This window comes from Mesorhizobium sp. M0698, assembly GCF_040320455.1.
GTDB lineage: Bacteria > Pseudomonadota > Alphaproteobacteria > Rhizobiales > Rhizobiaceae > Mesorhizobium.
The window spans coordinates 478,807-500,893 of sequence record NZ_JAMYPQ010000003.1 but is presented as its reverse complement, the minus strand read 5'-3'; the positions used below and the strand labels follow the sequence as shown (position 1 = coordinate 500,893).

The following is a 22,087-nucleotide window of genomic DNA, read 5'->3' as shown; positions in this document are numbered from 1 at the left end:
CTGGCGCTGACCTCGGCAAATTGCCTGCACCGGCGGCTGGCTCGTGCGACGGAACCCTGGTGTCAGTGATTGTCCCTCGGTACGCCGCTTGTATGCGCCACATCCTGGTATTTCACCGCCGGCTTCAGCACCATGCCTTCGGAAAACTGGTCGACCATGCCACGCTGGATCTCCTGCCACGGCGTCTGGTGCATGGGATAGTGATAGCCGCCATTGTTCTGCAGCTCGGCGCGCCGCCGCGTGATCTCGTCGTCGCTGACGAGGATGTCGGCGGTGCCCTTGCGCAGATCGACGCGGACGCGGTCACCGGTCTTCAGCAGCGCCAGCCCGCCGCCGATGGCGGCTTCCGGCGAGGCGTTGAGGATCGAGGGCGAACCCGACGTGCCCGACTGGCGGCCGTCGCCGATACAGGCCAGCGCGTGGATGCCCTTTTTGATCAGATAGGCCGGCGGCTGCATGTTGACGACTTCGGCGCCGCCGGGATAGCCGATCGGGCCGGCGCCGCGCATGAACAGGATGGTGTGCTCGTCGATGCCCTGTGCCGGATCGTCGATGCGGGCGTGGTAGTCCTCGGGCCCGTCGAACACCATGGCGTTGCCCTCGAAGGCTTCGGGGTCCTTCGGGTTCGACAGATAGCGCTCGCGGAATTCGGGCGAGATGCCGCTGGTCTTCATGATCGCCGAATCGAACAGATTGCCCTTGAGATTGATGAAGCCGGCATTGGCTTTCAGCGGCTCGGCAACCGTGCGGATGACGTCGAAGTTCTCGTTGACGGCGCCGCTGCAATTGTCGCCGATGGTCTTGCCGTTAGCTGTCATGGCTTCCGGATAGGGCAGCAGGCCGCCCTTCATCAGTTCGGCGACCACGGCCGGCACGCCGCCGGCATGGTGATAGTCCTCGCCGAGATATTCGCCCGTCGGCTGCAGATTGACGATGAGCGGTATGTTGAGGCCGACCTTCTGCCAATCGTCATTGTCGAGCGAAACGCCGAGATGGCGGGCGATGGCGTTGAGGTGGATCGGCGCATTGGTCGAGCCGCCGATCGCCGAGTTGACGACGATGGCGTTCTCGAAGGCCTTACGGGTCATGATGTCGGAGGGCTTCAGATCCTCATGCACCATGTCGACGATGCGCTTTCCGGTCTCGTAGGCGATCTGGCCGCGCTCGCGATAGGGGGCGGGGATAGCGGCCGAGCCCGGCAATTGCATGCCGAGCGCCTCGGCCAGCGAATTCATCGTGGTGGCGGTACCCATCGTGTTGCAATAGCCGGTCGACGGCGCCGAGGAGGCAACGATATCCATGAACTCGTCATAGCCAATCTCGCCGGCCGACAGGCGCTGGCGCGATTCCCAGACGATGGTGCCGGAGCCGGTGCGCTTGCCCTTGTGCCAGCCGTTGAGCATCGGGCCGACCGAAAGCGCGATAGCCGGAATGTTGACGGTGGCCGCGGCCATCAGCATGGCCGGCGTCGTCTTGTCGCAGCCGATGGTGAGCACCACGCCGTCGAGCGGATAGCCGTAAAGCACCTCTACCAGGCTGAGATAGGCAAGGTTGCGGTCAAGTGCAGCAGTCGGCCGCTTGCCGGTCTCCTGGATCGGGTGGCAAGGGAACTCGAAAGGGATGCCACCCATCGAGACGATGCCTTCGCGCACGCGCTTGGCCAGTTCGATGTGATGGCGGTTGCAGGGCGACAGGTCGGAGCCGGTCTGGGCGATGCCGATCAGCGGCTTGCCGGACATCAGTTCGGCCCGCGTCAGCCCGTAATTCAGGTAGCGCTCCAGATAGAGTGCCGTCATGCCCGGATTGTCGGGATTGTCGAACCACTCCTGCGAGCGAAATTTTTTCTTGTGGGTGGGGGCGCCTGCCATCGTGGTCTCCGTATTTGTATGACAAATCGATATGACAACGCGCGGGAGCAGGCAAGGGGCACGCGCCATCCGAATCCGCTCTTTGGTACGAAAGACATACATCTGCCTCCGCGCTAGACGGGATCGTGGTTTGTCAGCCCGCTATCCCGGAGAGTTGGAGCGCGTCGCCGCGAACCCACCCGGCCCTTCCGGCCACCCTCCCCTCAAGGGTACCACTTGGGGGAGGGACATCCGTATCACTCGAATACGATGCTCGGCACTGCAGCCTCGGCCGCGCCGCGCTCTTCATTGACGCGGTCCCAGACCTTGGCGGCGATGTCGCGATAGATTTTCGCCTCAGCGCCATCCGGCTTGGAGACCACCACCGGCGTGCCGGCATCGGAGCTTTCGCGGATGCCCATCTCGAGCGGCACTTCGCCAAGGAAGGTGACGCCGAGACGCTCGGCCTCGCGGCGGGCGCCGCCATGGCCGAAGATGTCGTAGCGTTTTCCCGTATCGGGGGCGAGAAAATAGCTCATGTTTTCGACGATACCCAATAGCGGCACGTCGACCTTCCTGAACATGTTTAGGCCTTTGCGCGCATCGATCAGGGCCAGGTCCTGTGGCGTCGAGACGATGACGGCGCCGGCCAGCGGCACCTGTTGGGCCATGGTCAGCTGGGCGTCGCCGGTGCCGGGCGGCATGTCGACGACGAGCACATCAAGCGGTCCCCATTCGACCTCGCGCAGCATCTGCGTCAATGCCGACATCACCATCGGCCCGCGCCAGATCATCGGCGTCTCCTCATCGACGAGGAAGCCCATCGACATGACCTTGAGGCCATAATTCTGCATCGGCTTCAGGATCTTGCCGTCGACGGTCTGCGGCCTGCCACGAATGTTGAGCAGACGCGGCATGGAAGGGCCATAAATGTCGGCATCGAGCACCCCGACCCGCAGCCCGTTGGCGGCAAGCCCAAGGGCGATATTGACGGCGGTGGTCGACTTGCCGACGCCGCCCTTGCCGGAAGCGACGGCGATGATCGCTTCGATGCCGGGTACGCCGCGCTTGCCCTGGCTGTGCGAGGCGGGCGCCTGCGGCGCGGGACGCGCAGGTGCGGTCGGCGGAGCGGGCCTCTGAGCCGGTCTTTGCGGAACCGGCGCCTCCATGCCGCCGCCCTTCTTTTCCGCCGTCAACGCGACCACGGCGCCGGCAACACCGGGGATCGCCTTGACGACACGTTCGGCCGCCGCACGCAGCGGTTCCATCTCCTGGGCACGGGCAGCGGGAACGGTGATCGAAAAGAACACCTTGGCATCGGCAATGAAAATCTCGGAAACCAGGCCGAGGTCGACGATATTGCCGGTGAAATCCGGCCCATTGACCGTCTTCAGGCGCTCGATAACGATTTCCTTGGTCACGTTTTCATTGGCGGCGGGCATGAGTTTTTCCTCTACTTTTCCGCTCCAGATAATGCAGTTCCGGAACAGAACCAAGCGATGGACCACCAATTGCAGCGGCGTATCGGGGAGGCAGCGAGCATATGACGGCATTTCCAGTGGGAGCAGCCGTCGCCAAATCGTCAACGCAGCCTATTTCATGAGCATGGAATGACAGCCAGGGAAGGAGACGAATCATGCTCGCAAACAGCAACGCGACGGCCAATCTCGCCGTGAAGGACCTGGCCAAGGCCAAGGCATTCTACGAAGGGGTCCTTGGCCTGAAAGAGGTGCACAATGAAGGTGGCGAACTGATCGTCTATAAAAGCGGCGACACCAGCATCAACGTCTACCGTTCGAACTTCGCTGGGACCAACAAGGCGACGGCTGTGACATGGACGGTCGGCGACGAACTCGGCAAGATCGTTGAGGCATTGAAATCGAAGGGCGTGACCTTCGAGCATTACGACATGCCAGGCCTGACGCTGGAGGGCGATGTTCATGTCGGTCAGGGCATGAAGGTCGCATGGTTCAAGGATCCGGACGGCAACATCCTGAACCTTGTGGATAGGTAGATACGGCGCATCGCCTGCCGCGCAGTGCTACGGTGCTGTCACCATGCCAGGCCGACCGCGAGGTAGGTGAGAGCCGCGATCGCCGCGGTTGCCGGCAGGGTGACGATCCATGCCACCACGATGTTACCGGCAATGCCCCAGCGAACGGCGGAGACGCGGCGGGCGGCGCCGACGCCGATGATGGCGCCGGTGATCGTGTGCGTGGTCGATACAGGAATACCGAGCCAGGTGGCGGCGAACAGGGTGATCGCTCCGCCGGTCTCGGCGCAGAAACCCTGCATCGGGTTCAGCCGGGTGATCTTCGAGCCCATCGTGTGGACGATGCGCCAGCCGCCGAGCAACGTGCCCAGCGCCAGCGCCGACTGACAGGTGATGACGACCCACAGCGGCACGTAAAAATTCGCGCCGAGCATGCCTTGCGAATAGAGCAGCACGGCGATGATGCCCATAGTCTTCTGCGCGTCGTTGCCGCCATGGCCGAGCGAATAGAGCGAGGCGGAAAAGAACTGCATGACGCGGAAGGTGCTGTCGACGGCGAACGGCGTCCGCCGCACGAACAGCCAGGAGACCGCGAGGATCAGGACGAGCGCCAGCAGAAAACCTGCCGCCGGCGATAGCACGATGGCCGCCGTCGTTTTGCCCAACCCGGTCCAGACGATGGCGCCGGTGCCTGCCTTGGCAACGCCGGCGCCAACCAAACCGCCGATCAGAGCGTGCGAGCTGCTGGACGGGATGCCGACGAGCCAGGTGACGATATTCCAGACGATGGCGCCGACAAGTGCTGCAAAGATCACTGCCGGCGTGACGATGCTGGCGTCGATGATGCCGGTTCCCAGCGTCTCCGCCACGTGGAGACCGAAGAACATGAAGGCGATGAAATTGAAGAAGGCCGCCCAGAACACCGCATAATGCGGCCGCAGCACCCGGGTGGAGACGATGGTGGCGATAGAGTTGGCGGCATCGTGCAGGCCGTTGAGGAAATCGAAGAACAGCGCGACGACGACAAGGCCGACCAGCACCGGAAAGGCTATCGCGGCTTCCACTATACGTTCTCGATGACGATGCCGCTGATTTCGTTGGCGACGTCCTCGAAGCGGTCGACCACCTTTTCCAGCTGGCCGTAGATCTCGCTGCCGATCAGATAGGCCATAGGATCGCTGCGGCCGTGCCGCTTGAACAGGTCCTTCAGGCCCTGTTCGTGCAGGTCGTCGGCCCGGCCTTCGGCGCGCATGACTTCCTCGGCGATGGCGTTGAGGCGCACCGTGTGCGCCCCGACCTTGCCGAGAAGCGGGATCGCCTCGGCCACCAACTTGGCGGCCTCGACGATGACGCCCCCCATTTCCTGCATCAGCGGGTCGAATTCCTTCTTTTCGAACAGCTTTACCGTCTTGACGGTCTTGTGCATCATGTCGATGGCATCATCCATCGACTGGATCAGGTCCTTGATGTCGCCGCGGTCGAAGGGCGTGATGAAGGAGCGGCGCACGGCCAGCAGCACTTCCGCGGTGATCTGATCGGCTTCGTCCTCGAGATCGATGATCGTCTGACACCAGCGGTCGATGTCGTTGCCCTGCAAAAGCTGCTGCAGTGCCTCGGCGCCACCGACCACGGTGCGGGAATGCCGCTCGAACAGGTCGAAGAAGCGATCTTCGCGCGGCAAAAGCTTGCGGAACCAGCCCAGCATGTTCGGTCTCCCGTCGTGTCCAGTCCACGACCCCGTCTCATTCACATAGCGCCGCATTCCATCGCGGGAAACAGTAAGCCGGCTGAAAGATGTGGATGCGGACGATTTAGACAGGCGGCTTGCGGCCGAAGGCGATTTCCACGACGTTGCGCGCTACAATCGGACACAGCGTCCGTGACAGGCTCCCGACGGCATGATCGATAAGCTGGAATTCTTCATAGCACTTGCCAGGGAAGAACATTTCGGCCGGGCGGCGGAGGTGTGCGGCGTCACCCAACCGACGCTTTCGGCCGGCATCAAGCAGCTGGAAGGCCAGCTCGGCGTGATGCTGGTGCTGCGCGGCTCGCGCTTCCAGGGATTGACGCCGGAAGGCAAGCAGGTGTTGGTGTGGGCGCGCCGCATCGTCGGCGACAGCAGGACCATGCGCGAGGAGATGCGGGCGGCACGCCACGGCCTGTCAGGGCGCATCCGCATCGCCGCGATCCCGACGGCGCTGGCCATGGTGGCGCGACTGACGACGCCGTTTCGGGCAAAGCACCCCGGCGTCACCTTCTCGGTGCTGTCGCGGACCTCGATCGAGGTGCTGTCGCTGCTCGGCAATTTCGACATCGACGCCGGTATCACCTATCTCGACAACGAGCCGCTCGGACGCGTCACCAGCGTGCCGCTCTACGACGAGCGCTACCAGCTGATCACCGCCGTCGGGAACCCCTATTTCGACCGCGACAAAGTGACATGGGCGGAACTCAGTCAGCTGCCGCTCTGCCTGCTGACGCCCGACATGCAGAACCGCCGCATCATCGACCAGCATCTGGCCGAAGCCGGCGTGCAGGTGCGGCCGACATTGGAATCCAACTCGATGATCGTGCTGTTTTCGCATATCCGCACCGGCAAATGGTCGTCCATCATGCCGCTTAACCTTGCGGAAACGTTCGGCTTTTCCGAGCCGATCCGGGCTATCCCGATCGTCGAGCCGGATGCCAGCCACACCGTCGGGCTGGTGGCGGCACGGCGCGAACCGCACACGCCACTGGTCTCGGCGCTGTTGGACGAGGCAATGGCGCTGGCGGACGATTTCCGCGCCCGCCGCTAGGCTAGACAAGGCTGGTGACCGCGAACGATAGAAAATTTCTATCGAGCAACGGATCGGCTTTATTGATTTAGCGGGTTTCCTCTGATTTCCTAAGCACTTAGCGGAAGACCGCCACGACCAGGGAGGGCGCTGCATGACGATGCAGCCTGCAAGTACCGAGATCGCATCGCGCACCGCGGCGATCATCCACGAGCTGAAAGGCCTCGAAGGCCCGCTGCTGCCGATCCTGCACGGCATCCAGGAAGAGTTCGGTTATGTGCCGCAGGACGCGCTGCCGGTCATCGCCGAGGCGCTGAACATTTCCAGGGCCGAGGTGCACGGCGTCGTGACCTTCTATCACGATTATCGCAGCCAGCCGGCTGGCCGCCATGTGCTGAAGCTCTGCCAGGCGGAAGCCTGCCAGTCGATGGGCTCGGATGCGATTGCCGCCAAGCTCAAATCATTGCTGGGCATCGGTTTCCACGAGACAACCCGCGACGGTTCGGTGACACTGGAGCCGGTCTATTGCCTCGGCCTTTGCGCCTGCTCGCCGTCGGCAATGCTGGATGACGAGGTGATCGGGCGGCTCGACGACGAAAAGCTCAACGAGATCGTTGCCGAGGTGCGCTCATGATCCCGCGTATCTATATTCCCGGCGATTCCGGCGCGCTGGCGCTCGGTGCGGAAAAGGTCGCCAAGGCGGTTCGTGCGGAATTGGCCGAGCGCGGCATCGAGGCCAAGATCGTGCGCAACGGCTCGCGCGGCGCCTATTTCCTCGAGCCGATGGTCGAAGTGGCAACAGCTAATGGCCGCGTCGCCTATGGGCCGGTGAAGCCCTCCGACGTCAAAAGCCTGTTCGACTGCGGCTTCCTCACCGGCGGCCACCACAAGCGCTGGCTGGGCGCACCGGACAAGATCCCGTTCCTTGCCAGGCAGACGCGGCTGACCTTTGCGCGCTGCGGCGTCACCGATCCGCTGTCGCTCGATCACTACAAGGCGCATGGCGGGCTGAAGGGCCTGCAGAATGCAGTGGCGATGACGCCGGCCGAGGTCGTCAAGCAGGTGACCGAGTCCGGGCTGCGCGGTCGCGGCGGCGCCGGCTTCCCGACCGGCATCAAATGGAAAACTGTGCTCGATACGTCGGCCGACCGCAAATACATCGTCTGCAATGCCGATGAAGGCGATTCCGGCACGTTCGCCGACCGCATGATCATGGAAGGCGACCCCTTCGTGCTGATCGAAGGCATGGCGATCGCCGGCATCGCCACCGGCGCGACCAAGGGCTTTATCTATATCCGCTCCGAATATCCGCACGCGGTGGCGGTGATGCAGAAGGCCGTCGAGATCGCCCGCAAGGCCGGCGTGCTCGGCGTCAATGTGCTCGGCTCGGCCAATTCATTCGACATGGAAGTGCGCGTCGGCGCCGGCGCCTATGTTTGCGGCGAGGAAACCGCCCTGCTCGACAGCCTCGAAGGCAAGCGCGGACAGGTGCGGGCCAAGCCGCCGCTGCCGGCGCACAAGGGCCTGTTCGGCAAGCCGACAGTGATCAACAACGTCATCTCGCTGGCCTCGGTGCCGGTGATCATGGACAAGGGCGCTGCCTTCTACAAGGATTTCGGCATGGGCCGTTCGCGCGGCACCATCCCGATCCAGATTGCCGGCAACGTCAAGTATCCCGGTCTCTACGAGGCCGCGTTCGGCATGACGCTGGGTGAGATCGTCGACGATATCGGCGGCGGCACGGCGACCGGGCGTCCGGTCAAGGCGGTACAGGTCGGCGGTCCGCTCGGCGCCTATTTCCCGCGCGCCCTGTTCGACACGCCGTTCGACTACGAAGCGTTTGCGGCCAAGGACGGGCTGATCGGCCATGCCGGCATCGTCGTTTTCGACGACAGCGCCGACATGCTGAAGCAGGCACGCTTCGCCATGGAATTCTGCGCCATCGAGAGCTGCGGCAAGTGCACGCCGTGCCGCATCGGCTCGACGCGCGGTGTCGAGGTGCTGGACCGGCTCTCCCAGAACGTCGAACCGGAAAAGCAGATCGCGCTGGTCACCGACCTTTGCAACACGATGAAGTTCGGCTCGCTTTGCGCTCTCGGCGGCTTCACCCCATATCCAGTGATGAGTGCACTCAACCATTTCCCGGACGACTTTCGGCCGACGCCGGTCGCCGAAGCAGCGGAATAGGAGCGGACAGGTATGAACGCGGCATTCGACATCAAATCGCTGGTCCAGGAAATCGACTACGGCACACCCGCCTCTGAAGCAGAACAAAAGGTAACGCTGACGGTCGACGGCAAGTCGGTGACGGTGCCGGCGGGGACCTCGATCATGCGCGCTTCGATGGAAGCGGGCGTCGAAATCCCGAAACTCTGCGCCACCGACATGCTGGACTCGTTCGGCTCCTGCCGGGTCTGCCTCGTCGAGATCGACGGGCGCGGCGGCACGCCGGCCTCGTGTACGACGCCGGTCGGCGAAGGCATGGTCGTGCATACGCAGAGCGACCGGCTAGACGCCATTCGCCGCGGCGTGATGGAACTCTACGTCTCCGACCATCCTGCGGCGTGGGGCGAGAAGGCCGGCACTGGCGCCAGCGAGTTCGACAAGGTCGTCAGGACGGTCGGCCTGACCGAGAACCGCTATGGCGTGGACGGCCGCAACCACGTCAAGCAGGAAAACGGCGTGGCGCCCGGCCATGGCTCGCTGACCATCGATTACATCGCCCGCGATGAATCGAACCCGTATTTCACCTACGATCCGACGCAGTGCATCGTCTGCTCGCGCTGCGTGCGCGCCTGTGAGGAGGTGCAGGGCACGTTCGCGCTGACCATCGAGGGCCGCGGCTTCGAATCCAGGGTCTCGGCCGGCATGCACGAGGCGTTCGTCGATTCCGAATGCGTGTCGTGCGGGGCCTGCGTGCAGGCCTGCCCGACCGATGCGCTGAGGGAAAAGACCGTGCTGGCGAAGGGCCTGCCCGAGCGCTCGACCGTCACCACCTGCGCCTATTGCGGCGTCGGCTGTTCGTTCAAGGCCGAGGTCAAGGGCGACGAGGTCATCCGCATGATGCCCTACAAGGCAGGCAAGGCCAACCACGGCCACTCCTGCGTCAAGGGCCGCTTCGCCTATGGCTACGCGACGCACAAGGACCGTATCCTGAAACCAATGATCCGCGAGAAGGTCAGCGATCCGTGGCGCGAAGTGTCGTGGGAAGAGGCGCTCACCCATACGGCGAATGAATTCCGCCGCATCCAGTACCAGTACGGCCGCACCTCGATCGGCGGCATCACCTCCTCGCGCTGCACCAACGAGGAGACCTACCTCGTCCAGAAGCTTGTCCGGCAGGGCTTCCGCAACAACAATGTCGATACCTGCGCCCGTGTCTGCCATTCGCCGACCGGCTATGGTCTCGGCCAGACCTTCGGCACCTCCGCCGGCACGCAGGACTTCGATTCGATCGAGCAGACGGACGTGATCCTGCTGATCGGCGCCAATCCGACCGATGCGCATCCGGTGTTCGCCTCGCGCATGAAGAAGCGCATGCGCGAGGGCGCCAAGCTGATCGTGCTCGATCCGCGCCGCACCGACATCGTGCGCTCGGCCCACGTCGAGGCGCAGTTCCATCTGCCGCTGAAGCCGGGCACCAACGTCGCCATGCTGACCGCACTTGCCCATGTCATCGTCACCGAGGGCCTGTTCGACGAGGCCTTCATCCGCGAGCGCTGCGACTGGGACGAGTTCCAGGACTGGGCATCGTTCGTGGCGCTGCCGGAAAATAGCCCGGAAGTGGTCGGCCAGCTTGCAAATGTCGATCCCGACGACATACGCGGCGCGGCGCGGCTCTACGCCCGCGGCGGTAACGGCGCGATCTATTACGGCCTCGGCGTGACCGAGCACAGCCAGGGCTCGACCACCGTCATCGCCATTGCCAACCTCGCCATGGCGACCGGCAATATCGGCCGGCCGGGCGTCGGCGTGAACCCGCTGCGCGGCCAGAACAATGTGCAGGGCTCCTGCGACATGGGCTCGTTCCCGCACGAGCTTCCCGGCTATCGCCACATTTCAGGCGACGCGGTGCGCGCCATCTATGAGAGCCTGTGGGGCGTCAAGCTCGACGACGAGCCCGGCCTGCGCATCCCCAATATGCTGGATGCGGCCGTCGACGGCTCGTTCAAGGGGCTCTATGTGCAGGGCGAGGACATCCTGCAGTCGGACCCCGACACCAAGCATGTCGCCGCCGGTCTCGCCGCGATGGAATGCGTCGTCGTGCACGACCTCTTCCTCAACGAGACGGCCAACTACGCGCATGTGTTCCTGCCCGGCTCGACGTTCCTCGAGAAGGACGGCACCTTCACCAATGCCGAGCGCCGCATCAACATGGTGCGCAAGGTGATGGAGCCGAAATGCGGCTATGCCGACTGGGAAACGACGCAGGAGCTCGCCAAGGCGCTCGGCCTCGGCTGGAACTACACGCATCCGTCCCAGATCATGGACGAGATCGCCAAGACAACACCAAGTTTCGCCGGCGTTTCCTTCGACCTTCTCGACCGGGTGGGCTCGGTGCAGTGGCCCTGCAACGAGAAGTCGCCGGAAGGCACGCCGATCATGCATATCGGCGGCTTCGTGCGCGGCAAGGGCAAGTTCATCCGCACCGAATACGTCGCGACCGACGAAAGGACCGGACCGCGCTTCCCGCTGCTGCTGACCACCGGCCGCATCCTGTCGCAATACAATGTCGGCGCGCAGACCCGGCGCACCGACAATGTGGTCTGGCATAGCGAGGACCGGCTGGAGATCCATCCGCACGATGCCGAAAATCGCGGCCTGCGCGACGGCGACTGGGTGCGGCTGACCAGCCGCTCCGGCGAGACGACGCTGCGCGCGCTGATCACCGAGCGGGTGTCGCCGGGCGTCGTCTATACGACCTTCCACCATCCCGACACCCAGGCTAACGTCATCACCACCGACTTCTCCGACTGGGCGACCAACTGCCCGGAATACAAGGTGACCGCGGTGCAGGTGGGTGCATCCAACGGCCCGTCGGAATGGCAGCGCGACTATGACGAGCAGGCAAAGCAAAGCCGCCGCATCGCCCCGCTGCAAGCAGCGGAGTAGCGGTTTTGGTTTCGTGCCGGAGTACCCCCCTCTGGCCTGCCGGCCATCTCCCCCTCAGGGGGGGAGATTGGATGTCATCTCGACTTTCGCCAATCACCAAAGTCGAAAGGTGCGCCGCGACGCCTGAACTGCCGATCTCCCCCCTTGAGGGGGAGATGCCAAATGATGACAAAGAGGGCAGGCCAGAGGGGGGTGCCGCGTGATGCCCAAACGTCGTGCTGTCACACAGATCAGCCGCCTCGCGCGCCGCGCCGGCGGCACTGCGGCCGCCAACCGCATGGTGCCGGAAGAGACGCCGGTGGCGTTCTCCTTTGCCGGCACCACGCATGCGGTGATGATGGCAAGCCCGGCTGATTTCGAGGATTTCGCGCTCGGCTTCTCGCTGACCGAAGGCATCATTGCCTCGCCGGACGAAATCGAAGCGATCGAGGTCGAGGATCACGGCGCCGGCATCGATATCCAGATCCGGCTGAAGGACCAGGCCAACACCCGCTTCGAAGCGCGGCGGCGCAGGCTGGCTGGGCCGGTCGGCTGCGGGCTGTGCGGCATCGAATCGATCGAGGAGGCGATGCGCTCGGTAAACCCGGTCGGTGCGTCGCAACTTACACTTCAGGCCAATGACATCGTCCGCTCGGTCAAGCTTTTGTCGAAGCTGCAGCCGCTGCACGCCGAGACCGGTGCCGTCCACGCCGCCGGTTTTTACCTCCCCGGCAAGGGCATCGTCATGGCGCGTGAGGATGTCGGCCGCCACAACGCGCTGGACAAGCTGGCTGGCGCGCTGGCCAAAGCCGGTATCGACGGCAGGTCGGGGGCCGTCGTCGTCACGTCGCGCGTTTCGGTCGAGATGGTGCAGAAGACCGCGGCGATCGGCTCGGCCGTCATCATTGCCGTCTCGGCGCCGACCGCACTTGCCATCCGCACCGCGGACGATGCCGGCATGACGCTGGTGGCGCTGGTGCGCGGCGACGATTTCGATATTTTTACCCATCCTGACCGAGTGGTTTCCGGAGTTGCCAAGCATGTCGCATGACGAGGGCCACCTCATGAGCACCAGCGAAAAGCTGGTTCGCATGGCCAACCAGATCGCCGCCTTTTTCCACTCAAAGCCGCGCGAGCAAGGCATTGCCGGCGTCGCCGAGCACATCAACAAGTTCTGGGAGCCGAGGATGCGCCGGCAATTGTTCGAGATGCTGGACAGCGGCGGCGAAGGGTTCAACGAGCTTGTCGTCGCGGCCGCGCCACACATCAAGCGGCCTGGCGCGCCGGAGGGCGCAGGTTTCAGCGCTGGCGGAGCGAACACCGAGACGACCGCCGCGTCACAGAAGTAGGCGCCGCGGGCCCACATTCACGCTCTCTAAAGTTTCATCTGCCGCAAGCTGCGCGCCTCTGCTATGATCGGCGACAAGAATTCGTCGGGTCGGGCGGACAAACCTCGTGAGGCCGATCGAAACTCGATACGCGCTCAGTGGCGACGTGCGGATCGCCTATCAGGTGGTCGGCCAGGGATCGCTCGATCTCGTCTTCGTGCCGGGTTTCATTTCCAATCTCGACCTGCACTGGGGAGACGAGGGCTACACCCGGCTGTTGAAGCGGCTTTCCGCGTTCTCACGGCTGATCCTGTTCGACAAGCGCGGCACCGGTCTGTCCGATCGCGTCGATGCCCACCATCTGCCCAGCCTCGAAACCCGCATGGACGATGTGCGCGCGGTGATGGATGCGACCGGCAGCGGCCGCGCCGCCTTGCTCGGCGCTTCGGAAGGCGCGCCGATGGCAATGCTGTTCGCCGCCACCTACCCGGAGCGGACGCGGGCGCTGGCGCTTTATGGCGGCTATTCGCATTTCCACAAATGGGTGATGCCGCCGGAACGCCTGGAGGCGTTCATCGCGACGGCGGAGACCGCATGGGGCACCGGCGCCACCCTGCCGCATTTCGCACCCGGCCGCGTCGACGATCCGCGTTTCGCCACATGGTGGGCGCGCTTCGAGCGGCTGTCGGCGAGCCCGACCGCGGCAATCGCCCTGGCCCGCATGAATGCAGCTATCGACGTGCGCGGCGTGCTGGCGGCGATCAGCGCACCGACGCTGCTGGTCCATCGCCGCAACGATGCGCGCGTCGACCCGGAGGCCAGCCGCTTCCTGGCAAGGAAGATCCCGAATTCGCGGCTGGTCGAGGTGCCCGGGCGCGATCACCCGATCTGGACCGGCGATGTCGACCGGGTGGCCGATCTGATCGAGGAGTTCCTGACCGGAGCGCGCGCCGTTGCCGAGGCCGAGCGCGTGCTGGCTGCACTGCTGGTCACCCGGATCTACGACACGGCGCGGCTTGGCGACCGCATGTGGAGCGAGCGCAGCCAGCGTTTTCAGGAAACATGGCGGCTGCTGGTCGGGCGCCATGGCGGCCGCCCGGCCGGCACGAATGGCGAGCTGATGATGGCGCGCTTCGACGGCCCGGCGCGGGCCGTACGCTGTGCGGCGGCGCTGCGCGATGCGGCGCAGGAGATCGGCGTCGCCAGCGCGCAGGGCGTGCATGTCGGCGAGGTCGAGTTGCGTGGGCCGCCGACGGGGTTGACGGCGCGCGTGACGATGCAGCTTGCCGCGCATGCCGGGCGCGGCGACATCCTCGCTTCGCGGCTGGTCGCCGACCTCGCCGCCGGTTCAGGCCTTCATTTCAATGACGCCGGGCGCATCGCGCTTGACGAGCTGGATGAGCCGCTGGCGCTGGTGCAGGCGACCTCGGAACAGCATCTGGAGCCGGCCTGCCGGCCGAAGGCCAAGGCTACCGAGCCGGCCGCACTGACGGCACGCGAAAGCGAGGTGGTGAACCTCATCGCCGATGGCAAGAGCAATGCCGCGATCGCCGCCGAACTCGGGCTGAGCGAACACACCGTCAAGCGCCACGTAGCCAATATTCTGCTCAAGCTGGACCTGCCGTCGCGGGCGGCGGCGGCGGCGTTCTCGGCCCGGCACGCTGGCCCGCACGGGCCATAGGAGCCATGGCGCTTTCGGGCGAAGCGGCCGGGCATGCGTAAGCGCTATCACTTCGTCCCATGCAGGCCAGGCGGATGTCGCCGGGAAAGGCGCTGCGAAGGGAGGAATAAAATGCTGAAGTCGACACTCAAATCACTGGTGCTGGCGGCAGGCGTTGGCGCGCTGTTGGCGATCGTTCCTGCCAAGGCCGAAGACGCCTCGGCGACGGCTGCCTACAAGGACATCCAGGCAACGCTCGGCTCGGTACCGGACATGTTCAAGACGCTGCCGGACGTCGCCGTTGCCGGCGCCTGGGCCGAGATCAAGGGCGTGCAGCTCAACCCAAACACCGCGCTCGACGGCAAGACCAAGGAATTGATGGGCCTCGCCGTCGCCTCGCAGATCCCCTGCCAGTACTGCATCTATTTCCACACGCAGGCGGCCAAGCTCAATGGCGCCAGCGACGAGGAGATCAAGGAGGCGGTGGCGATGGCGGCGATCGTGCGCCACTGGTCGACGATGCTCAACGGCAGCCAGGTCGATCTCGCCACTTTCAAGAAGCAGTCCGACGAGGTGTTCGCGGCCGTCAAGGCGAAGTCGCAGTGAAGAAGCCACTGCCCGGCGGCGAGCGCCGGGCAGTGCCTGATCAAGCAACCACCCGATCCGAGAAGACGGGCCTATGGAGGAAAAATTGCCGACCAAGACACAGACGATAGACGGCGCTGCGATCAAGAAGGCGATTGAGGGCCGTGATGGAAAATTGCTGGCGAGCTTCTATGCCGACGACGCATTGGTGCGGGTGATCGACCGCAACAACCCGCCGAGCAAGCCGCGCGAAATCCGCGGGCGCGCTGCGATCACCACGTTCTGGGACGACATCTGCAGCCGGGCGATGACCCACAAGGTCGACACCACCATCGCCGACGGCAACAATCTCGCCTTCACCCAGGCCTGCGCCTATCCGGACGGGACCAAGGTGTTCTGCGCGGCGATGCTGGAGCTGAAGAACGGCCTGATCGTGCGGCAGACCGTCGTGCAGGCATGGGACGAGTGAGGCGGCGGCGATGTTCAGTGCCAGGTGGCAGATCGACGCCAAGTTCGGCCACAAGCAGACCGTGCTCGAACTATTAAAGAATGAGAACGCGAGATCGGCTCGCAGGTCGGCCTCGACGACCTCAAGTTCCAGATCATGACCGAATCGAACGGCGCGCGGGAAGCGACGGTCGGGTCACATCACCAGGTCGAAAGCCTCGCCCAATTGGAGGCGTTCTTCGCCAGGATCGCCAAGATCGACGCGCACGCCAAATGGGGCAAGGAGATGGAGCCCTATGTCGTGTCGGGCACCAGCCTGTGGAACATCTACCGCATCGTGGAATAGCAGTCCGGCTTACTCCCTTCTCCCCGTCACTTACGGGGAGAAGGTGGCGGCAGCCGGATGAGGGGCAGCGCGACGTCTATAATTACGGAGAGCGCAAACCTCTATTCGCTCTCGCCGTCCAGCGCGGGCACCGACACGCCGGCAAGCTCCGCCGCCAGCAGCCGCGACGCACCGGCGCGTGCGATCCTCAGCATCAGCGCCTTGCGCGTTGCCGCCGCCATGCGGTGCTCGGGCGCATCGCGCAAAATCTCGGCGCCGTAACCGTCGGAGAGAATGAAGCCGCACTCCTGCGGAAAAATTTCCTGGGGTACGCCGGGATGGGTGGCGAAGAAGAACCGGTCGGAATGCAGCCGGTAGTCCGGCCATTTGCGGTCGACCCTGAAATCCTCGATCGAGGATTTGATCTCGATGATCCAGATGTCGCCCTGGCGGGTCAGCGCAACCAGGTCGGCCCGCCGGCCGGTGGCCAGCGACAGTTCGGGCAAGACATGCGCGCCCATCTGCCTGAGCAGCCGCTGCACGCCGCGCCTGACCAGCATGGCGCGCTCCGACTGGCGGCCGTCGATGAGCGGATTGAGGGGTAGAGGTGAGATGATCGGCATTACCGCACCATGCCAGATTTTGTTCACGGTTTGAACCCGGTCGCGGCGATTATCTGGCTGACAAACCTAATCTGCAAAATACTGTGGAGCGGGCGCTACAAGGCCCGCCCTTCCACAAGGCGGGCCGCTCGCGTTATGAATGCGTTTCCTACTGGTGAGGGGAGCTATGTTTTCGCGAGGCGTCGCGGTTGATCTAATATTCACCGCTGCAGGCCCGATAGTGGTCGCAGCATAATCAAAAAGGTGGCGAAGCATGGTTACTGAGAATGCAAGTTTGACGGTCGAGCAGACTAGGCTCAATAGGATGCTCACGCGGGGCGTCGTATTTTCCGTCATTTGGCTCGCCGGTTTCGGGTCTTCTTATGCACTCTACCAGGGGCTTCTGGCGCGACGGATGATAAAAATGAATCCCGTGCTTCGGGGAAATGGCCGCGCCTGGTGGTGCATCATTGTGGGAGGGCTTGGGGCCGCAGCCTTATGTGCGATAGTTGGCGCCGGCATTTTCAATGCCATGACACAACCCTAGGTCACGCTGCAACACCGCCTGCCGATCTGGTGTTGGGTCATATTGATTTGTAGGTCCCGTCAATGAGTGCTTCCGGCGTCATCCTCCCATCATTGGCCGTCATTTCCCGCCCGCAAGTTTAAAGCTTGCTGATTCATATCAGAATGCTCCTGTCCCGTCGCCGGGCCGCACCAGATATGGCAACTCAGATTTGCCATTGTCATCGACCCGGCCCTCAGCTAATCGGCATCATCCCTTCCAGGGCAATAATTCTCGTCTTTGCGCAGCGTTCGCGGATGGCTTTGAGGCGGCTGTATTCTGGAGAGTCGTACCATGCCAGGAGGGACGCCATGTCCGGGAATTCGACAATGACGAGGCGATGAGGTTCCCAATCGCCCTCCAGAACTTTGGTGGCTCCGCCGCGAGCGATGTACCTCCCCCCATAGCGGGCTTCGGTTGCCGGCACATCCCGGCGGTATTCCTCGAAAACGGCGGCGTCGGTTATGTCTACATCAGCAATGAGATATGCGGCCATTGACCTTACTCCCTGAAAAAAACATTGAAACAGGTCTATTAGCGGCCCCGCAACTAAGCCAGCGGTACTACGCCTCGGAAACGACTCGCGTTCTCCCGGATTGGGGCGCTTAACTGTCTTGGTGGGGGCAGCTCTGGGAGAGACGAACCATGCCGATGTATCTCACGCGATTCAGCTACAGGCCCGAAACCTGGGCGCGCTTGATGGATAATCCCGAGGATAGACGCGAGGCTGCCCGTTCCTACATCGAGTCGGTCGGCGGAAAGCTGCACGGGTTCTGGTATGCCTTCGGAGAGTACGATGGCTGGAACCTATGGGAGGCGCCGGACAACGTGTCGATGGCATCCGTCATGCTCGCCATCGGTGCGGGAGGCGCGCTCAGCTCTTACGAGACCACCGTGCTGCTAAGTGTCGAAGAGACGATGGAAGCCCTTGGGAAAGCCAAGTCGATCCGGTATCGCCCACCGGGATCGTGACCGCCGCCCGCGCTTTGCGGAGTGTCGAAGGCTGGTAACGCTTGCTCGCGAACTGCGCACGTTCCTAAACTTTTGCGCAAAAGAGTCCACTGCGGCTCTTGGCAGCGCCGGCAGCTTGCGCTTTCAATGTCGGCTACGGTGTTTTACGAGGAGCATTAGATGACGGAAGATGACGACCGGAAATCAGCGACGCCGGAGGAAATCCGCCCGGCCATCAGAGGATGGGCGGTGCTTGGGGCAATTATCGTTGCCGTGTTTGGTGCGGCCTACGTCATGATCGATAGTTGAATGGCCGACGGTCCTGGTCGCCCCGATGGACTGCCTGAAACGATCGGCACGGTCCTGGGTGCATTGGTGGTGATCGGCACGTTCGGGCTTCTGGCTTGGACCGTGCTTCGCGGCGTCCTTTATTAAACCCGGCCCGTCTGGACTTTCTCCTGCAGCGGCCGCGTCTCAGTCCGATCTCCTCGCAGCAACGGATGGTCTTGGCCGCAGGCCAGAGCGCCGGGCAGCGTCACCGACATTCATGGGTGATTTCTTCGTCTCCTGGTTCTTGTTCTTGGCCCATTGATTTTGCAACATAATCCTGCGGGGGCTGTTGCCGAAATGCCATAGTCGCAGGTTTACCAGCACACAAGTCCAAGGATATAGGCATCGCCCGCTTGGCAAGCAAAGCAAATGCCAGCATGAATGAAGATGAAAAAAGCGGCCGACTCGAGCCGCTGTTGTTTGGGCAGGCATCGGACCTTTTCATGCGCATGAAGTCACTTGCAATCGTCGCGGCCCTGGCGCTGTCGACGGCTGTCGCCGGTTGCAGCACCATCGGCTCGCAGATCTTCACCAACAACTACGGCGCGGTGACCGACGCCGGCTATCACCTGCCGCGCGTTCCGATCGAAAAGGTGCCGTTCAAATACCGCCGGCAGATCGTCGACTACGACACCAAGGAAAAGCCGGGCACCATTATCGTCGATACGCAGAACAAGTTCCTCTATTTCGTCATGGGCGACGGCGAAGCGATGCGCTACGGCATCGGCGTCGGCCGTGAGGGTTTCGAATGGCACGGCACCGCCCATATCGCGCTGAAGCGCGAATGGCCGACCTGGACACCGCCTTCGCAGATGATCAAGCGCCAGCCGGAGTTGGCCAAGTTTGCCGGTGGCATGGACCCGGGGTTGAAGAACCCGCTCGGCGCGCGCGCCATGTACCTGTTCAACAAGGGCGGCGACATGGGTTATCGCCTGCATGGCAGCCCGGAATGGAATTCGATCGGCAAGGCGATGTCGTCGGGCTGCATCCGGCTGATGAACCAGGACATTATCGACCTCTACGACCGCACCTCGGTCGGCGCCAAGGTCATCGTGATATAAGACCCTTATACGCGGACCGTCTAGGCAACAACACAGACGTCGCAAACAGAAAACCGGGCACTTTGGCCCGGTTTTTTGTTGTCTATCGATGTTGACGATGGAACGGTGCGTCAGGAGACCTGTTCGACGTGCTGCACTTCCGGCACAAAGTGCCGGAGCAGGTTCTGGATGCCGTGCTTCAGCGTCGCGGTCGACGACGGGCAGCCGGCGCAGGCGCCCTTCATGTGCAGGAACACGGTGCCGTTCTCGAAGCCGCGGAAGGTGATGTCGCCGCCGTCCTGGGCCACCGCCGGGCGCACCCGCGTGTCGAGCAGCTCCTTGATGGTGACGACCAACTCCTCGTCGGCCTTGTCGTAGAATTCGCCGGTCTGGCTGGTCTCGGCGGCGGGGCCGGCCTTGGCCATCACCGGGGCGCCGGACATGAAATGCTCCATGATGGCGCCGAGGATAGCCGGCTTCAGATGCTGCCAGTCGGGGCCGTCCTTGGTCACGGTGATGAAATCATAGCCGAAGAAGACGCCGGTGACGCCGGGGATTTCGAACAGCCGGCCGGCGAGCGGCGAAGCCGTCGCGGCGCTATCGGCATCGCGGAAATCGGCGGTGCCTTCTTGCAGCACTTCCTTGCCGGGCAGGAATTTCAGCGTCGCCGGGTTTGGCGTCGACTCGGTCTGGATGAACATGGCCGTCTCCGTGCCCGTTTCGGGCAGCTAGTTTGGAATAATTCTAATTAGGCTTTATCCGCCCGACATTCAAGCGAAAGGCATCGTCGGCGGAAGCGGCAGGCGGAATGTTTTACCCCTGCCTTGAGCGAGGCGCGCTCAGGCGAGGCTGTCGATCTCTTCGTCCGACAGGTTCTGCGGCACCACCGTGACCGGAATCGGAAAGGCGGCGCCCTTGCCGGCGACCGCGCCGACCAGCGGCCCAGGCCCTTCCTTGCCGGCGCCTGCCGCCAGCACCAGGATGGCGATGTCCTGGTCTTCCTCGATCAGCTTGTGGATCTCTTCGGTCGGCTTGCCTTCGCGCACCACCAGTTCCGGCTCGATGCCGAGCTTCTGGCGCACCTTGTTGGCGTAGCTGTCGAGTGCCGCACGCGCCGTGGCGGTCGCCTCCTCGCGCATGATCTTCTCGACGCCCAGCCAGTGCTGGAAATCATCCGGCTCGATGACATAGAGCAGCACCAGTACGCCGCCCGTGCTTTGCGCCCGCTTCGAGGCGTAGGCGACGGCGCGCTCGCATTCTGGCGTATCGTCGATGATCGCCAGGAACTTGCGACGATGACCGGCTTCGCGGCTGAGGCGTTTGGAGACCATATTCACCCTGTTCGATGGTTTCGGTTCGCAATCTGCCACCGCCACAGCCCGCCCGCAAGCGACCGGCGGCTGTGGCGACAGGGCGCCGCTCTAAGGTCAGCCTTGCAGCAGGCCGATAATGTCGCGCACGGTCTTCATCGTCGCTTCGGCCAATGTGCCGGCACGCTCGCCGCCATCCCGCAGCACCGCGTCGACATAGGCGCGGTCAGCGGAGATGCGGCGCATCTCGCCGGCGATCGGCGCCAGCTTTTCCACGGCAAGATCGGCCAGCGCCGGCTTGAACACCGAAAACTGGTGGCCGCCGAACTCTTTCAGCACGGCCTCTTTCGAGATTTCGGCGAGGCCGGCATAGATGCCGACGAGGTTTTCCGCTTCCGGCCGACCGGCAAGCCCGTCCAGTTCGCCGGGCAAAGCCTCCGGGTCGGTCTTGGCCTTGCGGATCTTCTTCGAGATGGCATCGGCATCATCGGTCAGATTGATGCGCGACAGGTCCGACGGGTCGGACTTCGACATCTTCTTCGAACCATCGCGCAGCGACATGATGCGCGCCGCCGGGCCGCCGATGACCGGCTCGGTCAGTGGGAAATAGCCGTTCACCGTCTCTTCGCCGACCTGCATCTCGACGCCGACACCAAGCGCCGCGATGCGGTCTGAAAAGTCGTTGTTGAATTTCTGCGCAATGTCGCGGGTCAGCTCCAGATGCTGCTTCTGGTCGTCGCCGACCGGCACGTGGGTGGCGCGGTAGACAAGGATGTCGGCGGCCATCAGGGAGGGATAGGCAAGCAGGCCGAGCGAGGCGTTCTCGCGGTCCTTGCCGGCCTTGTCCTTGAACTGCGTCATGCGGTTCATCCAACCGATGCGCGCCACGCAGTTGAAGATCCAGGCAAGCTCGGCGTGCTGCATCACCCGCGACTGGTTGAAGACGATGTGCTTGGTCGGGTCGATGCCGGAGGCGAGAAACGCCGCGGTGATCGAACGCGTCTGGTCCTGAAGGTCCTCATAGACGAGCTGCGCGGTCAGCGAATGCAGGTCGACGACGCAATAGATGCAGTCGGAAGTGTCCTGCAGGGCGACGAATTTCTTGATGGCGCCGAGATAATTGCCGAGATGCAGATTGCCGGTTGGCTGGACGCCGGAAAACACGAGCGGCTTGAAGGCGGGCTGGTTGAGGTCGGTCATAGTGTTTCCCTGGCTTGTGGAGGGCCGTTTCGCGCG

At 63.5% G+C, this 22,087-nt stretch carries 24 protein-coding genes; 15 read left to right on the top strand and 9 right to left on the bottom strand.

The annotated features are described in order from the left end of the window. Positions 1-62 precede the first annotated feature (62 nt). Together NKI16_RS10035 and NKI16_RS10030 are read right to left on the bottom strand one after the other, a co-directional pair. The gene (locus NKI16_RS10035) at positions 63-1,868 is read right to left on the bottom strand and encodes an IlvD/Edd family dehydratase (RefSeq protein WP_023676811.1); all 1,806 of its coding nucleotides are present in this window, start codon (positions 1,866-1,868) and stop codon (positions 63-65) included. A gap of 236 nt (positions 1,869-2,104) precedes the next feature. After that, a complete protein-coding gene (locus NKI16_RS10030) occupies positions 2,105-3,289 on the bottom strand; it encodes an Mrp/NBP35 family ATP-binding protein (protein ID WP_023676810.1) in 1,185 nt (394 codons plus the stop codon). 194 nt (positions 3,290-3,483) lie between these two features. Between NKI16_RS10030 and NKI16_RS10025 the strand changes: the two genes are divergently transcribed. Beyond that, positions 3,484-3,861: a VOC family protein gene (locus NKI16_RS10025; RefSeq protein ID WP_023676809.1), complete on the top strand. Its 378-nt coding sequence runs from the start codon at positions 3,484-3,486 to the stop codon at positions 3,859-3,861. A gap of 38 nt (positions 3,862-3,899) precedes the next feature. Here the strand turns inward: NKI16_RS10025 and NKI16_RS10020 are convergent, their stop codons facing one another. Both NKI16_RS10020 and NKI16_RS10015 read right to left on the bottom strand, forming a co-directional pair. Then, positions 3,900-4,904, bottom strand: coding sequence for an inorganic phosphate transporter (locus NKI16_RS10020; protein WP_023676808.1), 1,005 nt, complete (start codon positions 4,902-4,904; stop codon positions 3,900-3,902). Continuing rightward, on the bottom strand, positions 4,904-5,545 hold the full coding sequence (locus NKI16_RS10015; protein WP_023676807.1) for a DUF47 domain-containing protein: 642 nt from the start codon (positions 5,543-5,545) through the stop codon (positions 4,904-4,906). Before NKI16_RS10015 ends, NKI16_RS10020 begins: the two co-directional genes overlap by 1 nt. Before the next feature lie 193 nt (positions 5,546-5,738). On the opposite strand from NKI16_RS10015, the gene NKI16_RS10010 reads away from it, so the two are divergent. The 10 genes from NKI16_RS10010 (at position 5,739) to NKI16_RS09965 (ending at position 16,074) form a co-directional block, all read left to right on the top strand. Continuing rightward, positions 5,739-6,638 carry a LysR family transcriptional regulator gene (locus NKI16_RS10010; RefSeq protein ID WP_023676806.1) on the top strand — a complete coding sequence of 300 codons (900 nt, stop codon included), beginning with the start codon at positions 5,739-5,741 and terminating at the stop codon, positions 6,636-6,638. 133 nt (positions 6,639-6,771) lie between these two features. After that, the gene (locus NKI16_RS10005) at positions 6,772-7,251 is read left to right on the top strand and encodes a formate dehydrogenase subunit gamma (RefSeq protein ID WP_023676805.1); all 480 of its coding nucleotides are present in this window, start codon (positions 6,772-6,774) and stop codon (positions 7,249-7,251) included. Next, positions 7,248-8,804 (top strand): formate dehydrogenase beta subunit, encoded by a 1,557-nt coding sequence (locus NKI16_RS10000; RefSeq protein ID WP_023676804.1) that lies wholly within the window; start codon positions 7,248-7,250, stop codon positions 8,802-8,804. Before NKI16_RS10005 ends, NKI16_RS10000 begins: the two co-directional genes overlap by 4 nt. A gap of 12 nt (positions 8,805-8,816) precedes the next feature. After that, positions 8,817-11,729, top strand: a complete 2,913-nt coding sequence (fdhF, locus tag NKI16_RS09995; protein WP_023676803.1) for a formate dehydrogenase subunit alpha — start codon at positions 8,817-8,819, stop codon at positions 11,727-11,729. Between the two features lie 202 nt (positions 11,730-11,931). Continuing rightward, a complete protein-coding gene (gene fdhD / locus NKI16_RS09990) occupies positions 11,932-12,759 on the top strand; it encodes a formate dehydrogenase accessory sulfurtransferase FdhD (protein ID WP_502897325.1) in 828 nt (275 codons plus the stop codon). Next, on the top strand, positions 12,749-13,057 hold the full coding sequence (locus NKI16_RS09985; protein ID WP_352570237.1) for a formate dehydrogenase subunit delta: 309 nt from the start codon (positions 12,749-12,751) through the stop codon (positions 13,055-13,057). Before fdhD ends, NKI16_RS09985 begins: the two co-directional genes overlap by 11 nt. A 106-nt stretch (positions 13,058-13,163) precedes the next feature. Further along, positions 13,164-14,717: an alpha/beta fold hydrolase gene (locus NKI16_RS09980; RefSeq protein WP_352570236.1), complete on the top strand. Its 1,554-nt coding sequence runs from the start codon at positions 13,164-13,166 to the stop codon at positions 14,715-14,717. A gap of 111 nt (positions 14,718-14,828) precedes the next feature. After that, positions 14,829-15,302 carry a carboxymuconolactone decarboxylase family protein gene (locus tag NKI16_RS09975; protein ID WP_352448517.1) on the top strand — a complete coding sequence of 158 codons (474 nt, stop codon included), beginning with the start codon at positions 14,829-14,831 and terminating at the stop codon, positions 15,300-15,302. A gap of 85 nt (positions 15,303-15,387) precedes the next feature. After that, positions 15,388-15,750 carry a nuclear transport factor 2 family protein gene (locus NKI16_RS09970; protein WP_023676394.1) on the top strand — a complete coding sequence of 121 codons (363 nt, stop codon included), beginning with the start codon at positions 15,388-15,390 and terminating at the stop codon, positions 15,748-15,750. Positions 15,751-15,885: 135 nt separating this feature from the next. Then, positions 15,886-16,074: a hypothetical protein gene (locus NKI16_RS09965; protein ID WP_352570235.1), complete on the top strand. Its 189-nt coding sequence runs from the start codon at positions 15,886-15,888 to the stop codon at positions 16,072-16,074. 101 nt (positions 16,075-16,175) lie between these two features. Here NKI16_RS09965 and NKI16_RS09960 read toward each other — a convergent pair whose 3' ends face one another. Then, the gene (locus NKI16_RS09960) at positions 16,176-16,676 is read right to left on the bottom strand and encodes an MmcB family DNA repair protein (RefSeq protein ID WP_023676393.1); all 501 of its coding nucleotides are present in this window, start codon (positions 16,674-16,676) and stop codon (positions 16,176-16,178) included. A gap of 740 nt (positions 16,677-17,416) precedes the next feature. Further along, entirely contained in the window at positions 17,417-17,716 is a 300-nt protein-coding gene (locus tag NKI16_RS09955) for a DUF1330 domain-containing protein (protein WP_352570234.1), read from the bottom strand. Between the two features lie 149 nt (positions 17,717-17,865). On the opposite strand from NKI16_RS09955, the gene NKI16_RS09950 reads away from it, so the two are divergent. The 4 genes from NKI16_RS09950 (at position 17,866) to NKI16_RS09935 (ending at position 19,562) form a co-directional block, all read left to right on the top strand. Further along, positions 17,866-18,192 (top strand): GYD domain-containing protein, encoded by a 327-nt coding sequence (locus NKI16_RS09950; protein ID WP_352476054.1) that lies wholly within the window; start codon positions 17,866-17,868, stop codon positions 18,190-18,192. A gap of 159 nt (positions 18,193-18,351) precedes the next feature. Beyond that, positions 18,352-18,480, top strand: a complete 129-nt coding sequence (locus NKI16_RS09945; protein WP_023676389.1) for a hypothetical protein — start codon at positions 18,352-18,354, stop codon at positions 18,478-18,480. Continuing rightward, positions 18,481-18,606 (top strand): hypothetical protein, encoded by a 126-nt coding sequence (locus NKI16_RS09940; RefSeq protein ID WP_023676388.1) that lies wholly within the window; start codon positions 18,481-18,483, stop codon positions 18,604-18,606. It abuts the gene before it with no gap. Positions 18,607-18,944: 338 nt separating this feature from the next. Next, complete coding sequence (locus tag NKI16_RS09935; RefSeq protein ID WP_352591300.1) at positions 18,945-19,562, top strand: L,D-transpeptidase; 618 nt, start codon at positions 18,945-18,947, stop codon at positions 19,560-19,562. Between the two features lie 110 nt (positions 19,563-19,672). Here NKI16_RS09935 and NKI16_RS09930 read toward each other — a convergent pair whose 3' ends face one another. From NKI16_RS09930 to trpS, 3 genes are all read right to left on the bottom strand, one after another. After that, positions 19,673-20,242: a NifU family protein gene (locus NKI16_RS09930; protein ID WP_023676386.1), complete on the bottom strand. Its 570-nt coding sequence runs from the start codon at positions 20,240-20,242 to the stop codon at positions 19,673-19,675. A 138-nt stretch (positions 20,243-20,380) separates the two neighbouring features. Beyond that, the gene (locus NKI16_RS09925; RefSeq protein ID WP_023717912.1) at positions 20,381-20,872 is read right to left on the bottom strand and encodes a universal stress protein; all 492 of its coding nucleotides are present in this window, start codon (positions 20,870-20,872) and stop codon (positions 20,381-20,383) included. Positions 20,873-20,968: 96 nt separating this feature from the next. Continuing rightward, positions 20,969-22,051: a tryptophan--tRNA ligase gene (gene trpS / locus NKI16_RS09920; protein WP_352690993.1), complete on the bottom strand. Its 1,083-nt coding sequence runs from the start codon at positions 22,049-22,051 to the stop codon at positions 20,969-20,971. Between the last annotated feature and the right edge of the window lie 36 nt (positions 22,052-22,087).

What these genes read in the sequence shown, in the direction of transcription:
- NKI16_RS10025 (WP_023676809.1), top strand. Translation starts at nt 3,484, where the DNA reads ATGCTCGCAAACAGCAACGCGACGGCCAATCTCGCCGTGAAGGACCTG.
- NKI16_RS09935 (WP_352591300.1), top strand. Translation starts at nt 18,945, where the DNA reads ATGCGCATGAAGTCACTTGCAATCGTCGCGGCCCTGGCGCTGTCGACG.
- NKI16_RS09960 (WP_023676393.1), bottom strand. Translation starts at nt 16,676, where the DNA reads ATGCCGATCATCTCACCTCTACCCCTCAATCCGCTCATCGACGGCCGC.
- NKI16_RS09965 (WP_352570235.1), top strand. Translation starts at nt 15,886, where the DNA reads ATGACCGAATCGAACGGCGCGCGGGAAGCGACGGTCGGGTCACATCAC.
- NKI16_RS09975 (WP_352448517.1), top strand. Translation starts at nt 14,829, where the DNA reads ATGCTGAAGTCGACACTCAAATCACTGGTGCTGGCGGCAGGCGTTGGC.
- NKI16_RS09940 (WP_023676388.1), top strand. Translation starts at nt 18,481, where the DNA reads ATGGCCGACGGTCCTGGTCGCCCCGATGGACTGCCTGAAACGATCGGC.
- NKI16_RS10010 (WP_023676806.1), top strand. Translation starts at nt 5,739, where the DNA reads ATGATCGATAAGCTGGAATTCTTCATAGCACTTGCCAGGGAAGAACAT.
- NKI16_RS09930 (WP_023676386.1), bottom strand. Translation starts at nt 20,242, where the DNA reads ATGTTCATCCAGACCGAGTCGACGCCAAACCCGGCGACGCTGAAATTC.
- NKI16_RS10015 (WP_023676807.1), bottom strand. Translation starts at nt 5,545, where the DNA reads ATGCTGGGCTGGTTCCGCAAGCTTTTGCCGCGCGAAGATCGCTTCTTC.
- NKI16_RS10035 (WP_023676811.1), bottom strand. Translation starts at nt 1,868, where the DNA reads ATGGCAGGCGCCCCCACCCACAAGAAAAAATTTCGCTCGCAGGAGTGG.
- NKI16_RS10005 (WP_023676805.1), top strand. Translation starts at nt 6,772, where the DNA reads ATGACGATGCAGCCTGCAAGTACCGAGATCGCATCGCGCACCGCGGCG.
- NKI16_RS09950 (WP_352476054.1), top strand. Translation starts at nt 17,866, where the DNA reads ATGCCGATGTATCTCACGCGATTCAGCTACAGGCCCGAAACCTGGGCG.
- NKI16_RS09955 (WP_352570234.1), bottom strand. Translation starts at nt 17,716, where the DNA reads ATGGCCGCATATCTCATTGCTGATGTAGACATAACCGACGCCGCCGTT.
- fdhD (WP_502897325.1), top strand. Translation starts at nt 11,932, where the DNA reads ATGCCCAAACGTCGTGCTGTCACACAGATCAGCCGCCTCGCGCGCCGC.
- NKI16_RS09985 (WP_352570237.1), top strand. Translation starts at nt 12,749, where the DNA reads ATGTCGCATGACGAGGGCCACCTCATGAGCACCAGCGAAAAGCTGGTT.
- NKI16_RS09925 (WP_023717912.1), bottom strand. Translation starts at nt 20,872, where the DNA reads ATGGTCTCCAAACGCCTCAGCCGCGAAGCCGGTCATCGTCGCAAGTTC.
- trpS (WP_352690993.1), bottom strand. Translation starts at nt 22,051, where the DNA reads ATGACCGACCTCAACCAGCCCGCCTTCAAGCCGCTCGTGTTTTCCGGC.
- NKI16_RS10030 (WP_023676810.1), bottom strand. Translation starts at nt 3,289, where the DNA reads ATGCCCGCCGCCAATGAAAACGTGACCAAGGAAATCGTTATCGAGCGC.
- NKI16_RS09945 (WP_023676389.1), top strand. Translation starts at nt 18,352, where the DNA reads ATGACGGAAGATGACGACCGGAAATCAGCGACGCCGGAGGAAATCCGC.
- fdhF (WP_023676803.1), top strand. Translation starts at nt 8,817, where the DNA reads ATGAACGCGGCATTCGACATCAAATCGCTGGTCCAGGAAATCGACTAC.
- NKI16_RS10000 (WP_023676804.1), top strand. Translation starts at nt 7,248, where the DNA reads ATGATCCCGCGTATCTATATTCCCGGCGATTCCGGCGCGCTGGCGCTC.